Annotated in this window: 12 protein-coding genes; 8 read left to right on the top strand and 4 right to left on the bottom strand. The window is 53.8% G+C overall.

Annotation, left to right across the window (positions count from 1 at the left end; genetic code table 11):
- Positions 1–470 precede the first annotated feature (470 nt).
- Together AACY19_RS06300 and AACY19_RS06295 are read right to left on the bottom strand one after the other, a co-directional pair.
- Entirely contained in the window at positions 471–1,202 is a 732-nt protein-coding gene (locus tag AACY19_RS06300) for a retron Ec48 family effector membrane protein (protein WP_339449031.1), read from the bottom strand.
- A complete protein-coding gene (locus AACY19_RS06295; RefSeq protein WP_339449029.1) occupies positions 1,195–2,385 on the bottom strand; it encodes a reverse transcriptase family protein in 1,191 nt (396 codons plus the stop codon). The genes AACY19_RS06300 and AACY19_RS06295 overlap by 8 nt, the downstream gene beginning before the upstream one ends.
- Positions 2,386–4,368: 1,983 nt before the next feature.
- Here AACY19_RS06295 and AACY19_RS06290 point away from each other — a divergent pair.
- Positions 4,369–4,698, top strand: a complete 330-nt coding sequence (locus tag AACY19_RS06290; protein ID WP_339449027.1) for a hypothetical protein — start codon at positions 4,369–4,371, stop codon at positions 4,696–4,698.
- A 53-nt stretch (positions 4,699–4,751) separates the two neighbouring features.
- On the opposite strand, the gene AACY19_RS06285 is transcribed toward AACY19_RS06290, so the two are convergent.
- Entirely contained in the window at positions 4,752–5,507 is a 756-nt protein-coding gene (locus AACY19_RS06285) for a hypothetical protein (protein ID WP_339449025.1), read from the bottom strand.
- A gap of 340 nt (positions 5,508–5,847) precedes the next feature.
- Here AACY19_RS06285 and AACY19_RS06280 point away from each other — a divergent pair, with 340 nt between their 5' ends.
- From AACY19_RS06280 to AACY19_RS06260, 5 genes are all read left to right on the top strand, one after another.
- Complete coding sequence (locus AACY19_RS06280; RefSeq protein WP_339449023.1) at positions 5,848–7,026, top strand: hypothetical protein; 1,179 nt, start codon at positions 5,848–5,850, stop codon at positions 7,024–7,026.
- Positions 7,027–7,142: 116 nt separating this feature from the next.
- Positions 7,143–7,874, top strand: coding sequence for a hypothetical protein (locus AACY19_RS06275; RefSeq protein ID WP_339449021.1), 732 nt, complete (start codon positions 7,143–7,145; stop codon positions 7,872–7,874).
- 72 nt (positions 7,875–7,946) lie between these two features.
- The gene (locus AACY19_RS06270) at positions 7,947–9,866 is read left to right on the top strand and encodes an alkaline phosphatase D family protein (protein ID WP_339449019.1); all 1,920 of its coding nucleotides are present in this window, start codon (positions 7,947–7,949) and stop codon (positions 9,864–9,866) included.
- A gap of 228 nt (positions 9,867–10,094) precedes the next feature.
- Positions 10,095–10,349, top strand: a complete 255-nt coding sequence (locus AACY19_RS06265) for a type II toxin-antitoxin system prevent-host-death family antitoxin (protein ID WP_086791676.1) — start codon at positions 10,095–10,097, stop codon at positions 10,347–10,349.
- Entirely contained in the window at positions 10,346–10,600 is a 255-nt protein-coding gene (locus tag AACY19_RS06260; protein ID WP_339449017.1) for a Txe/YoeB family addiction module toxin, read from the top strand. The genes AACY19_RS06265 and AACY19_RS06260 overlap by 4 nt, the downstream gene beginning before the upstream one ends.
- Here the strand turns inward: AACY19_RS06260 and AACY19_RS06255 are convergent.
- The gene (locus AACY19_RS06255; RefSeq protein ID WP_339449015.1) at positions 10,578–11,759 is read right to left on the bottom strand and encodes an aspartate aminotransferase family protein; all 1,182 of its coding nucleotides are present in this window, start codon (positions 11,757–11,759) and stop codon (positions 10,578–10,580) included. The two genes, AACY19_RS06260 and AACY19_RS06255, sit on opposite strands and share 23 nt — an antisense overlap.
- 102 nt (positions 11,760–11,861) lie before the next feature.
- Here AACY19_RS06255 and AACY19_RS06250 point away from each other — a divergent pair, with 102 nt between their 5' ends.
- Positions 11,862–12,788 (top strand): LysR family transcriptional regulator, encoded by a 927-nt coding sequence (locus AACY19_RS06250; protein ID WP_339449013.1) that lies wholly within the window; start codon positions 11,862–11,864, stop codon positions 12,786–12,788.
- Between the two features lie 132 nt (positions 12,789–12,920).
- Positions 12,921–13,622, top strand: coding sequence for a hypothetical protein (locus AACY19_RS06245; protein ID WP_339449011.1), 702 nt, complete (start codon positions 12,921–12,923; stop codon positions 13,620–13,622).
- Positions 13,623–13,677: the final 55 nt, after the last annotated feature.

The raw sequence follows: 13,677 nt of genomic DNA, 5'->3' as shown, positions 1-13,677 counted from the left end.
ACACACGATCTAGCGAAAGGCGCCAAGTGATTGATGTCTCCCCCCGTCAAGTAGCCTGAGCACAAGGCCTCTCTCTTGAAGGTCTCGATTGCTACATTAGGAAGGTTGGGCCCGCACAAAAAATACTCAAGATGCTTCAGGAAATGTGGATGACAGAGTATTTCCTCCCCAGAGGTTCCATTTCTTTCGAATATCTCTTCGCGTGACCTACCTCTCCCTCCCGGGTTGAAGTCTGGGTCCGTAAAGTAGGCTATTCGAATTTTGGGAACTGCGGATCTTTCAAAAAGACTCAAAGCGAGCTGCCTCATCGGCTCTAGCGAGCATCGTAGCTCATCATGATTTTTCCAGTTAAACGCTATCGACAAAAAAAACGCTTGTTCTTCGTTCGTCAAAGTAATATCGGGATTTCTCATCATCAATCCTAAAATAAAAGCTGACCACGATTATAATATGAAATAAGATTTGGCATCTCAAACATAATCTCTTTTTAATAGCCCGGAAACTTTATCCGAATAGCAAAACGACTTATTTATACTTGATATTAGAGAAAACACTTGATCTTCGATTTCGTAAAAATCGTTTCTAGGCTGATGACTTAACTCAATACCTAAGCCTTTAACGGAGTCTATTATTCTCTTTTGATGAGGCATATAACGGAACGAGCCTTGTATTGCGCTTATCGCTTGCTCATTAGAAAAAAGTATTTCATCATTAATAGCCGAAATTACACTGCAATATTCATCAGATATTGTGGTTTTACCGATGCGAGATTTTGAGAAAATTAAGTTATACCAAACAAATACATCCACTGACGCTGGAGCTATCCGATTGCGCTTAGATACCTCTAGCGTGACGTAGTTTTGAAAAATTGAATAATGCGATATATGATTTGAAAGTGCCGTAGCGCTCACGCTATTCAAATAACTCATGAGGGCGACTATTATCCCTCCAACAGTTGTAATTCCGACAAGCAGACTCAAAGTTGCCGACATTATCAGAAAAGACTGATCAAATAGCTCTAAAAATTTCTTTACACAGCCATTGGTTAAGCAAAGAGGTCGAGAAAACTCTCCGGAGAATCCAGTAATCAGAAATATTGACACGCTAAACGCCAGACCGATCACTGCAATAATCAAAAGTCCAGCAGCCAAAATATTCAAATATGGATAATTATTCCATGCGCTCTTAAGCTTATTAATCATAATCAGGCTGCAATCCCTTCAAGGACTTTCTAATTTCCTTAGTGGTTGCCGGGAACGATCTTTTCAGAACAATCAGCCTTTCCTGAAGTTTGTAATATCGCTTGGCATACCAATATGTACTGCGCTTAGTGCTGCAATCCCGCATTAAACGCTCAAGCATCGCGTTCGCACGCTCAATATCTTTTTTTGAGGGTAGCGGGAATATTTTTTTTAGCCGACCAAGTAGTGACTCATATCGGTTATGTCCAACTCTTACCAGTTTATTAACTCGCCCCATACAACGATTGAAGTCATGTCGGTAAGCATGTGTCGTTCTGTAGTCCCGCTCAGAAGCCAAGTTTTCTATACTCTTTACTGCTGCCCGAATTCTGGAAACCTCTCCGGATGGTAGGCGAGGTTCGGGAAAGGCTACTCTTAAACCGTGAACGGTCAATGGCTCACTGGAGACATAGATCGAGCGAGTCTTGGCTATATTTAAGGGTAAGTCCTTACTTGTTAGCATGGCCCGAACAATATCTAATGAATAGGAAAAGTCATAGTTTGATATCTTTGAAGACACTGTAATGTCATCCACAAGACGTGTATAAACAAGCCCTTTCCTCATAAGCCGCTCAACAACAGCGCCTTCCACATCATAAAGACACAAGCTGGCAAGATAACTAGAGGTCAAAGCTCCTTGTATCACATGGGACTTAAAACAGCATATTTCCGCAAGCAGTTCAGAAGTTTCACGATCAAACTTCATAAAATTTTCAAAAATATCTAAAACGATATCCTTGTGGATATTATCAAAGAAATCCTTCACATCCACTTTCAACAAGCTCTTTGCACCACAGTGCTTGGCGGCGCATGAGACATAATCTTTGTTGATCATGCTTTGGTTTTTTGGATCTCGCTGATTAGGTACTGAACCGAAGAGATGATCAGGCCACTGAACAATACTCAAGCGAGAGAATATCCGCTTATTGATTCGCCTTTGAATTTTACGAAGCAAATAATGTGGATTGTAGACTAGCCTGACACTACCGTCGCTCTTAGGTGTTTGAGAAACAGTGTATTTTTCCTCATCTGAGAGGGATAGAGCCCCGTAAATTTCCTGGAGAGAAACTGAAAGGGCGCTGCAGAGATTTTCAATGCTAGAAATTGAACCTTTAGAAACCTTTTTCGGATTCAGTTGGACCATTTTCAAATCCTTTTAAAAATAGATTTGGCCAACCCATACTCAAGGGTGCAGTGAAGGATGATGCGTTCATCGATCAGATCGCTGGCAGCTGCCATCCTTCACATGGCCAAACCTACCGTCCCTGTCTCCTCCAGGTTCTTCGGAGGTGATCGGAGGTGCGAGCCTCCGGACAAGCCAAAAGTGAAAACTTAAGGCGCTCGTAAGAGCAAAATCCAGGATCTAAAAACAATCGACTGCGGCACATAAGCGGTACGCTCACGCACACTTAATGTACATATACTAAAAAACAATAGCAATGCATCGCTGTAAGCAATTGATTTTGAAGAAATTCACTTTAAACCGGCATTCAAGATTATTAGCGAAAGCTGTCCCCCACCTAAACTTCACCTTCTGTTGATGTACCGCGCTGCGCTCCCGGGGCTTGGTAGAAGCGCAATAAACTAGAGGCCCCCTTATGCGATTACCACTTGCGTCTAAGGGCGATCTTGGTCGTTAAGGGGTCGTACGCGAACGTCCGCTTATGGCCGAAAGCGGCCTGTTGCCACTCCCGCCTAATCGCTGGCATAGCTGACGGAGTGATGATTTAAGACCGCTAATCGCATCTAATGGGCAGACTGGGAGTGGGAGGTACTTGGCCTTCCTGCGCATTGACATAACCTCCTCGATCCCTCTTCCAAGCACCAGAAGCGTTACACCAGAAGGCTGAGTTACACGCCTAAAGGTTGGTGTACGAAGTCGATGTAACATTAATAATATCCAATAAATACAGTCACTTAAGAAACATCGTTACACCAATTACACGAGTTACACCACATTTTGAGGGATACTTACCCCCGCACCCCGTAAGCATCAATCCCGCCAGCGAATGTCAGGTGTATCTCCCACAGTGTGCCGGGGCCCCTGAGGTTTCTTAGAGACACGGGGTCGGAAACCCGCCGGACTTTGTTAGCGGACAAATGCCCAGCTTAGTGAACAGGTGAACCGGGTGAACACACAGTTCACCAGTGCAATTGCACAAGCTGCTGAGAGGTCGCCGGGGACCCTGAGCATTTCTGAATGACACGGGGCACAAAACCCGCGCGATCTTGGCGATGGCTGATTTTTCTACATTGGTTGACAGGTTGACTTGGTTGACAGCCCAAGGTGTCCATAATCATCAACACAAAAGGCCATCGTTACCGATGCGGTAACGATGGCCTTTTTTCAGCAGAATTCTTTCGATTTCAATGCCTGAAATTTCAGTAACTTTGAAAACCTCCCACTAACACAGTCACGCGGGTTTCCGACCCCGTATCCTTTAAATACTCCCAGGGGCCCCGGCGACTTTTGGGCAGCTGATTGCTTTCTGCCATCCTCCAGCTAACCTCCATTTCTGCTGGTCATCACGCACCTCGGCCAGCCAGCAGACATGGTTAAGAATGTTGAGTCATTAACGATCCGACACACGGAAGCGAGGACTAGCAAATGCAATCATTTATCGTAAATAGGAATGTTCAAGCGAACGGCGATCACGAAGTGCACAACACGACGACTGGCTGCAGGTTCATGCCGCTCTTGGAGAATCAGGTATCACTCGGAAATCACATAAACTGCACCGGCGCTGTTAGCGCCGCTCGTGGGGCAAACCCTACACTAAGAATTAATGGTTGCTACCATTGCTGCAACCCTTGCCACACCAGCTAGATTCTTGGCAAAGCAGTGCGGGGATTGCGGGTCGTTTATGCCCAGATCTAGGATTGTGCGATCATAGGCCCAAGCAAGCTGTATCCCCGTGTGTATCCCTAACTACATAATCCGCCTGCAAGCCACGGATTATATGGAAGACTCCAGTCTCCCTCGGGCACCAAAATTAGAAAGGTCTTGCTTAGCAAGGCCTTTTTTTTCGCCTGCCGGAAAGTGGCTGCTTTTGTAGGAGCTGCCGAAGGCTGCGATCTTTTGATCTTCCTCTGTTACCCCAACAGGACATCTCAAAGGATTCACTGCATGGAAACCTCACTGGAAACAGTCGCCCTGCTCTCCCTCAAACTCGCCTACGAGGAAGAGGGCCTGAGCCCGATTCTGCGCGATGACATGGTCATGGGGGATTATCAGAAAGACGTGTTCGAATTGCTGGTGCGCCGTGGGGATGTGCAGACCATTCAGTTCAAGATGAACGAGTGCCTGGGTTTGGCGATGGATGCCTTGGGCGGTGTCGAGAAACCGTTGGGGCGGGAGCTGTACAAGTTGTCCGCCGATTTCAGCCAGGCGCAGTCGCTGGAGCAGCTTGATCCGCCGCTCCTCGCGCTCAAGGATTACTTGAAAGACATTCTGTAATCAGAGGTGCAGTCTTTTGCCCTCACTCAGGCTGAAAGCAAAATCCCTTCGGATTACTTCCGCACTTTTACCACTCGAATGTCGATGGGAAACCCACCTGGCCCTTCCAGCTTCTTCCATCCCATGTACTGAAATACCGCGTCTTCATCGATGGTCTCGCCTCGCTCCACCATTTCTCCGCCCAGCACCGCAACTTCCTTATAGACGGCGCAACTGCCCTCATCGGGATGGGCGGTGTAGATCACATAGGGTATGACGTATCGCACGGCGCGCAAATGTCGGCCGCACCCCCAATCGACCGTGATCATCAACGTCTTCAGATACGCTTCGCCATCCGTTTCCGATTCCTCGGCGAGTTCGTTGAGCTTGCCAATTCCGCCGACGTCGCTAAAGCCTAGATCAAGGGCTCGCTTGTATTCCGGTGACTTCTCGTGTTCGGCCTGAGCCTTGAAGTATTGCTGTTGAAGCTCCGCGACCAGGACCTCCTCTTCCTTGTTACGGATCATGAATGCTTGAGCAATGACGTTTTCGCAACGGGCATATTCGGGAGAGGTAAGGCTTTCCTGGGCGAGGTGATCGCGATGGACGTAAACAGTGCGATTCAAGCTGTCGACGCGGTCCATCGCTTGCCTGGTCGTCATGACCCCGTTTTGAACGTTGTTCACGACTTGCTGAAAACTCTGACAATCGGAGAGGTATTCTTTCCAGGCGACCTCCGGGGTTTCATCCCAGCCGGCAAATGCCGGGGTCATTACGGTAGAGAGGAGGAAAGCGCTGAGCAGGCGCGGGACAGAAGAAACGGTAGGCATGTGTAGTCCATTACGCAGTTGAAGAAAGTGGCGCAAAGCCACTATTTTGATATCTTGCCGTCCACTCTCGCTGGAGGCCTGTCAATCGCCTCTGTTATCGCGCACTCGGGAGTAAACCAATGGATGCTTTGTTGTGCTTGCTAGTGATGGCAGGAACCTGGTTTTGGGTGGTGAAGCAACGGGGTGAGTGGAACTTGCTGCTTGGCAACCCTGCTGGTGCTGGCTGTGAATTATTTCCCCAACCTGTGAACGGAAGGTGTGATTGTTTTGCTATCTTGCCGCCCGCAATGACGGATCTACTCAGTGAGCTGACACGAATTAAAGAAAGGAGATGGATGGGATGCAAACATCGTTGATCGTGATGTTTTTGCTGGTCTGGGCGGGGATGTGGGTCTGGGTCGTCAAGAATCGTGGAACCTGGCCGGTATTCTTCGGCCACTTCGCCGGCCTGATTGCCGGATTTATCGTGGCAGCCGTGGTATACGTTATCGTCAACGGACTACTGCCCGAAAAATCCACTTCCGCAACATCCAGCGGCACTCAGCCGCAAATCGCGAACGAAAGCCAGCTCAGATCCTTTGTCCCACGCACTCCTGTCAGTCGCGCATCCGCTCCGACGTCGCCGTTGCTGCCGACCGACAGCCCGCGCTATCCACGGCTTTCTACACCGCTGCTTTCCGCCAGTCTCGATCCACAGTGGAGAAGCCAATACGCGCAATGGCGAGCCAGCGCGGACATGGTCAACGGGGTCAACGGAGGCCTGGCGGGGTTGATCTGTCGGTCAGCGGCAAAATCCACGCTGCGCATTCCGGACTCAGCCTCCTTCGACGAGACTGAGGACGTTCGATTCGACACTTACAAATCCCAGACCTATCTGGTCACGAGCAGGATTAGTGGCGAAAACATGGAGGGCACTATGGTCAGTCTCGGCTATGACTGCGCCGTGCAGTTCGTCTCCGGCAACGGGATCAAGGATGACCAATGGCGTCTGCTGGAGTTGACCATGCAAGGAAAATCAGGTCCTGCGAGTTCTGCCAACACGTCGTCCGGGGAGGCATTGCCCGAGTACGTCGCCGCTGCGCCTGCTATTACGCCAGAACCGCTCAAGTCCGGCCTGGTGGAAAACTATCTCAATGAAATACCGACAACCCGCTCTGAACTGGCGACGGTTCAAGGGATGACAGCGCAACAGACTCTGGCTCATGCGCAGTTGCGAAAAGGGCTCATTGGCGGACCGGACGCCAACAAAAGACTGATCGCGTTCCAGATGTGCGAGCCGTTTTTACGCAGCGTTCTGCGTCAGCCGGAACTGGCCTTGTTTGCCGACGACAAGGCTCTCTCGACTCAGCGTTACAAAGAGCAGATCTATACCAGCACAAGTCTGATGAAGATCCAGGACGCTGCGAAAAATTATCTGACCTATCGTTACGAATGCACCCTGCAGGCTTTGCCAACCATGAACGAAGGTTTTGACGACTGGAAGTTGCTGGATCTGCGCTTCGAACTGACCGGTAGCTGATCGGCTCGATGAGCAATAAGCGCGACGCTTCTATTTTGTTATTTTGCTGCCCATTATTGCAGCGGGCTCGAAGCCTGCTGCCTTGAGCGCTTTTGCAGGTTTAAGGAAAGGATCGAATGGAGTTTCTGAGTTTTCTGGCATTTATCGTCGCTTGGGGTTTCATGTGGCGCTGGGTGGTGAAAAACCGTGGCAGCTGGAATCTGTTCTACGGCAACGTTGTTGGCGCGGCGGGCGGTTTTATTGTCGGCATGGTGGTGCTGTCGATCTTCCTGTCGTTGTTCCCGTCAGCGCATAAGTACGATCGTGCGCCTGCCGAAGAGGTGATCACGCAGAGCGATGTGACTACCAGTCTGCTGCCGGAAGCCGAGTCGGACTCGACGTCCACGACGCTGGAAAACGCGCCGGGCTTTGCCGCGATCAAACCAGACAACCAACCTTCGCCGCCGGACTCCGCACTGCTGCCGAACTACGCCAGCCGCGCACCGAAATCGATGTCGGAACAAGCCCTTTTGGATCAGAGCGACGCGCAAGGCCGCAAAGCGTTTAACGCGCTGCGCGACAAGCTTGGGAAAAACGCCGACAGCGATAAATCGATGCTCGCCTATGTCATGTGCAGCCCGCTGGTCACCAGCACGCTGCGCTTCCCGGCGTCGGCGCGCTTTGCCGACAGCTCTGCCATTGTCACCCAGCGCTTCAAGGATCAGGTCTACACCCTGAGCAACAAGATCACCGCGCGCAACATGAACGGCGATGACGTCACTTATCGCTTCGACTGCTCGGTGCAAGAGCAACCCGCGTCTGCCGAATGGCGACTGCTGGCGCTGAAGCTGCAGAAGACCGACTCTTAAGCCTCGTTTAAGGGTTCAAGGCGTCGGCTGCGCTATCATCGCCAGCCTGTGCGCCTTGAGCTTTGCCCCCGAATGTCCACGATACCTGCTGACCTGAACCCGCTGCCTCCCGTCCTGGCCGGCCCGCTGCTGCGACGGCTGGAACCGACGCGGCTGGTACTGTGGCTGGTCGGTACGCGGGAGCTGGCGCTGACCCTGCGCTTGCAGGGTGTAGGAGACATTCCTCTCGATGCCGGGAAATGCACGGTCATTCCTGTAGGCAGCCAAGCGTTCATCCATCTGATCGACGTTGCCCTCGACAGCCCCCTGCCCTGCGATACCGTTGTTGGCTACGACTTGCTGCTCGATGGCCAGCAGCGAATCACTGACTGGGCGCCCCATCTGGTGTACGGAACGGCCACCTGCCCGAATCTCGTCGTGCGCTCGCGAATCGATCAGTTACTGCACGGCTCCTGCCGCAAGCCACATCATCCGGCGGCTGACGGTCTGCTCTGCGTCGATCAACTGTTGGCCGCCGAAACCGAAGCGCAGCAACGCCCCGCCCTGCTGATGATGAGCGGCGATCAGGTCTACGCCGATGACGTCGCCGGGCCGATGCTGCGGGCAATCCATGCCTTGATCGAGCGCCTCGGCCTGTTTGATGAACACCTTGAGGGCGCCGTCGTCAGCGACAGCGCCAGGCTCTATGAGCACCCGGCCAGTTACTACCATCGCGCGGATTTGTTACCGGCACTGGAAAGCAACGAGACATTGCGCGAGCGATTTTTCGGCGGCGCGCGCAAACCGATTTTCACCAGCAGCAGCGCTGACAATCACCTGGTGACGTTCGCTGAAGTCATGGCGATGTACCTGTTGGTGTGGTCGCCGACGGCCTGGTCGCTGATCGATCCGCAAGCGCCTGCACTAACGCCTGAACGCCTCAAGCGCTACACCCTCGAACAGACTCGCATCGACGCCTTCAAGGCCGGATTGGGCAATGTGGCCCGCGCGCTCGCGCATCTGCCGAGCCTGATGATTTTCGACGATCACGACATCACCGATGACTGGAACCTCTCCGCGCAATGGGAGGAAACCGCCTACGGCCATCCGTTCTCCAAGCGCATCATCGGCAACGCGTTGATCGCCTACATGTTGTGTCAGGGCTGGGGGAATAATCCCGATGCCTTCAAGCACGTGTTGGAAAAAACTGCGCAGTTGAGCGCCAGCGGTGATGACCGGTATTTGGACAGCCCGGTGCAGGATGCTCTGATCGATGACCTGCTGCGCTTTCAGCACTGGCATTTCGTGCTGCCGAGCAGTCCGGCGCTGGTGGTCATCGACACCCGCACCCGGCGCTGGCGCAGCGAAATGGCGCTCAAGCAACCGTCGGGCCTGCTCGATTGGGAGGCGCTGAGCGAACTGCAACAGGAACTGCTCGATCACCCGTCAACGATCATCGTGTCACCGGCGCCGATCTTCGGCGTGAAGCTGATTGAAACCGTGCAGAAGGTCTTCAGTTGGTGCGGTTATCCGTTGCTGGTCGATGCAGAAAACTGGATGGCCCATCGCGGTGCGGCACAGGTGATCCTGAATATTTTCCGCCACTCGCGCACACCGGGTAACTACGTGGTGCTGTCCGGCGATGTGCATTATTCCTTCGTCTACGAAGTGCTCATCCGTCACCGCAAGGCCGGGCCGCGGATCTGGCAGATCACCAGCAGCGGGATCAAGAACGAGTTTCCGAAAACCCTGCTGGAATGGTTCGACCGCCTCAACCGCTGGCTCTATTCGCCACGCTCACCGCTGAACTGGTTCACCAAACGCAGACGCATGCGCATCGTGCCGTATACCCCTGAACATGCCGAAGCAGGTGAACGGTTGTGGAATTCAGCGGGGATCGGTCAGGTGTTTTTCAATGAACAGGGGCAGCCGCGCGAGATCATTCAGCACAACTCCAATGGCGCGGCGAAGACGCGGATGCTGGCGCCGGATCTGGCGGATTATCCGGACTAGCCATAGTTTTTTCCTACACCGTCAATGCCGGATGCCGACAATGCGGCTGTTTCTCACTGCCCGAGACATTGGACAAGGATTACAGCCTTCTCAGAAACGTCTCCAAGGTTCTTAAGTGATACTGAACGTGCTCGCAGCAACTCTTCTGCGAAACAACCACTGATAGGTATCACCTTGTGATCATGTACTCATTTCTGTACGTTCTTTGCTACTAGCGAGGACTACTTCATGCAAACCATCAACTACACCACCGCCCGTGCGCATTTGGCCGAGACGATGGATCGCGTTAACGAGGATCGAGCCCCCCTTCTGGTCACACGTCAAAAAGGTGAGCCCGTCGTGATGATGTCTCTGGCTGAGTACAACGCACTCGAAGAAACCGCCTACCTGCTGCGCTCTCCGGCCAATGCCGAGCGGTTGATCAAATCGATTGGCGAAATGCGTGCTGGCAAAGCCAAAGTCAGGCAATTGATCGAAGAATGAAAATCGAGTTCACGCCATCAGGCTGGGAAGACTATTTGTGGCTTCAACAGAACGATAAGGCCGGACTCAAACGTATCAATCTGTTGATCAAAGCAATCCAGCGCGAACCGTTTGAAGGTATCGGCAAACCTGAGCCGCTCAAACACAACATGAGCGGCTTCTGGTCCAGACGAGTATCGGGTGAGCATCGTTTGGTCTACAGCATTGAAGGTGGTGAGATTTGCGTTATTAGCTGCAAATATCACTACTGATGGTATGTCCCACACCTCTGACAATCATCTCCACCTCCCGCTCATCAATCGTCAACGGAGGCAGCAGCCGTATCGTCTTGCCCCGCGTGACGTTGATCAACAACCCATGATCCCGCGCGGCAATCAGCGTCAGATCCCGTACTGGTTGTTTCAGCTCGATCCCGATCATCAAGCCCTGCCCACGAATCGCCAGGACATTGGGATTGTCCGCCAGCTCTGCGCGCAAGCGCGTCAAAAGACGCTCACCCTGAACCCGGGCGTTTTCCAGCAGGCCCTGTTCTTCGATGATATCCAGCACCGTGCAGCCGACCCGGCACGCCAACGGGTTGCCGCCGAACGTACTGCCATGGCTGCCCGGGGTGAACAGATCCGCCGCCCTGCCCCGCGCCAGACAGGCACCGATGGGCACACCGTTGCCAAGTCCTTTTGCCAGGGTCATGACGTCCGGAACGATGCCTTCGTGCTGAAAGGCGAACCAGCGCCCGGTTCGGCCGATGCCGGTCTGGATTTCATCAAGCATCAGTAGCCACGCATGGCGATTGCACAGCTCGCGTAACGCTTTCAGGTAACCCGGCGGCGCGAGCTGCACGCCGCTTTCGCCCTGAATCGGCTCGACCAGAATCGCCACGATGCGCTCGCCGTGCTTTTGCTGTAACTGCTCCAGTGCAGCGAGATCGCCGAAGGGAACCTTGACGAAATCCCCCGGCAACTCGTTAAAACCCAAACGCACCGCCGGGCCATCGCTGGCCGACAGCGTGCCGAGTGTACGGCCATGAAACGCGTTGGCCATCACCACCACCAGCGGCTGCTCGACACCTTTGCGCCAGCCGTACAAACGCGCGAGCTTCAGCGCTGTTTCATTGGCTTCGGCCCCCGAGTTATTGAAGAACGCTCGCGCCATGCCCGACAGTTCAGTCAGTCGTTTTGCCAACTGGTGTTGCCAATCGATGCTGTACAGATTGGACGTGTGCAGCAGCAACCCCGCCTGCTCGCTGATCGCCGAAACGATGCGCGGGTGCGAGTGGCCGACGTTGGTCACCGCGACACCGGCAACCGCATCCAGATACTCGCGTCCGGCCTGATCCCACAGGCGCGTGCCCAGGCCCTTGGTGAAACTCAGGGCCAGCGGTTGGTAGGTGTTCATCAGGGCGGCGGTCATGACTTCAAACTCCAGTGAAGGTCGGTGTGCTGGCAGTATGGTTAGCCAGCGAAACTGGATAAACTCGGCAAAACTTCATTCATTTAAAAGCAGAGCTTGATAATGGACCTGTTCCAGTCGATGAGCGTGTACGTCAAAGTCGTCGAGGGCGGAAGCATGACGGCCGCCGCGTTGCAGTGCGACATGTCGACCACCATGGTGGGTAATCATCTGCGTGCGCTGGAGCAGCGTTTGGGGGTGCAACTGCTGCAACGCACCACTCGGCGTCAGCGGCTGACCGAATTCGGCAGCGTGTATTACCAGCGTTGTCTGGATGTATTGGGACTGGTGGCCGACTCTGAACGTCTGGCCGAGCAAGCGCTCGATGAGCCGCGCGGCCTGCTGCGCATCACCGCGCCGCTGACCTTCGGTGTGGAACGTCTGGCCCCGGCGCTCAGCGAGTTCTCGCTGCAGCACCCGCAGGTGAAAATGGACGTAGTGCTGACCAACGCCCGCCCGGATCTGCTTGAAAGTGGCCTGGACGTGGCGTTTCGACTGGGCCACTTCGAGGAGTCAAACCTGATTGCCCGCCCGTTGATCGATTACACACTGACCATGTGCGCCTCTCCGGCATACATCGCTCGACGCGGCATGCCGCTAACCCCTGAAGATCTGCAACAACACGACTGCCTGTCCTTCGCCTATCCCGCCGGCGATGACTGGCAGTCGGTGGAGAAACGCTGGCGCCTGAGCGGCCCGGACGGAGAAATCCTCGTCGACGTCAGCGGGCCGATGCTGATGAATACTTCCGCCGGCCTGCATCAGGCTGCACGCACGGGCATGGGCATCGTGATGCTGCCTGACGCCCTGGTGGAACAGGATCTGCGCGACGGCAAACTGCTGACCGTGGTTCCCGACTTCCAGCCGCCGAGCCGCCCCCTGCACTTGCTGTACGCGCCGGATCGCTATCGCTTGCCCAAACTGCGCCGGTTCGTGGAGTTTGCAATGCAGACGTGGGGGAAACCGATACAGACGCCAGGACAGCCATAGCGAGAACGCCAAAAAACTCGACCGGCAGACCGTTGCTCCGTGACAACGCCGGCCCGCTCCCCTAAATTAGTCGGCCTGAAAAAGCCCGCGGCTTTCTCATCTCCACTCAAGTTAAAAAGTAGTGAAATTTCAATGTCCGATTTCAACACCGCTGAATCCGTAGTCACCGAATCGTCCAAAGCGGAATACGAAAACTCCATCAATCTTTCACAACACCTGCCACAAGCCAAAATCATCAGCGAGATGGTCCTGGACGCGTTCCAGTCGACCCGCGAAAGCGACCAGATCCGCGAGCTGCGCGCCGCGATCCGTCAGGCTCACGACAGCTTCGATGACGACAAGGCCTACGAACTGATGGGCCAGCTCAAGGCCCTGAAAGACGCCGAAGCCGCCGACCTCGCCGCCCTCGAAGACCTGAGCAGCAAGTTCTCGATTGGCCGCATCCTGTCCAGCTTCAAGGACGATCCGGCGTTCCAGGAAATCGTTTACGGCCTCGCACTGAAAGTGCTGAACCAGACTCATCAGGCGATCAGCAACCCAAGCGGCGGCAAGAGCAAGGCTGCGAAGAAAAAAGAACTCGAAATCTTCACTATCAGCAAGGACGGCATCAGCGTGAGCCTGCCGCTGCGCACGCCGCGCTCGCGCCTGAACGTTGACCGTGAAGCGCTCGAGTTCCTCGGCTTCAACTTCGTTGGTGAAGGTGAAGAGGCGGAGCTGGAAAGCGACGTCTTCGTCGACAACGCGGGTACCGAACAGGCAGTGAACCGCAAGAACATCATCACCGCGCTGCAACAGCAGACTGCGTTCGATGGTTACAGCATCGCCGCGCAGTAATAGCGCAGCCGCTGTATGAAAAAGCCCCGCACTGGGATTCAGGCGGGGCTTTTTG

Source organism: Pseudomonas sp. EA_5y_Pfl2_R50, assembly GCF_963970475.1.
Lineage (GTDB): Bacteria > Pseudomonadota > Gammaproteobacteria > Pseudomonadales > Pseudomonadaceae > Aquipseudomonas.
The sequence above is the reverse complement of the archived record's forward strand: the minus strand, read 5'-3'. Positions and strand labels throughout refer to the sequence as shown.

Excerpts from the sequence above, each read along its gene's own strand:
- AACY19_RS06255 (WP_339449015.1), bottom strand. The coding sequence starts at position 11,759 with ATGACCGCCGCCCTGATGAACACCTACCAACCGCTGGCCCTGAGTTTC.
- AACY19_RS06295 (WP_339449029.1), bottom strand. The coding sequence starts at position 2,385 with ATGGTCCAACTGAATCCGAAAAAGGTTTCTAAAGGTTCAATTTCTAGC.
- AACY19_RS06270 (WP_339449019.1), top strand. The coding sequence starts at position 7,947 with ATGTCCACGATACCTGCTGACCTGAACCCGCTGCCTCCCGTCCTGGCC.
- AACY19_RS06275 (WP_339449021.1), top strand. The coding sequence starts at position 7,143 with ATGGAGTTTCTGAGTTTTCTGGCATTTATCGTCGCTTGGGGTTTCATG.
- AACY19_RS06290 (WP_339449027.1), top strand. The coding sequence starts at position 4,369 with ATGGAAACCTCACTGGAAACAGTCGCCCTGCTCTCCCTCAAACTCGCC.
- AACY19_RS06265 (WP_086791676.1), top strand. The coding sequence starts at position 10,095 with ATGCAAACCATCAACTACACCACCGCCCGTGCGCATTTGGCCGAGACG.
- AACY19_RS06285 (WP_339449025.1), bottom strand. The coding sequence starts at position 5,507 with ATGCCTACCGTTTCTTCTGTCCCGCGCCTGCTCAGCGCTTTCCTCCTC.
- AACY19_RS06245 (WP_339449011.1), top strand. The coding sequence starts at position 12,921 with ATGTCCGATTTCAACACCGCTGAATCCGTAGTCACCGAATCGTCCAAA.
- AACY19_RS06260 (WP_339449017.1), top strand. The coding sequence starts at position 10,346 with ATGAAAATCGAGTTCACGCCATCAGGCTGGGAAGACTATTTGTGGCTT.
- AACY19_RS06250 (WP_339449013.1), top strand. The coding sequence starts at position 11,862 with ATGGACCTGTTCCAGTCGATGAGCGTGTACGTCAAAGTCGTCGAGGGC.
- AACY19_RS06300 (WP_339449031.1), bottom strand. The coding sequence starts at position 1,202 with ATGATTAATAAGCTTAAGAGCGCATGGAATAATTATCCATATTTGAAT.
- AACY19_RS06280 (WP_339449023.1), top strand. The coding sequence starts at position 5,848 with ATGCAAACATCGTTGATCGTGATGTTTTTGCTGGTCTGGGCGGGGATG.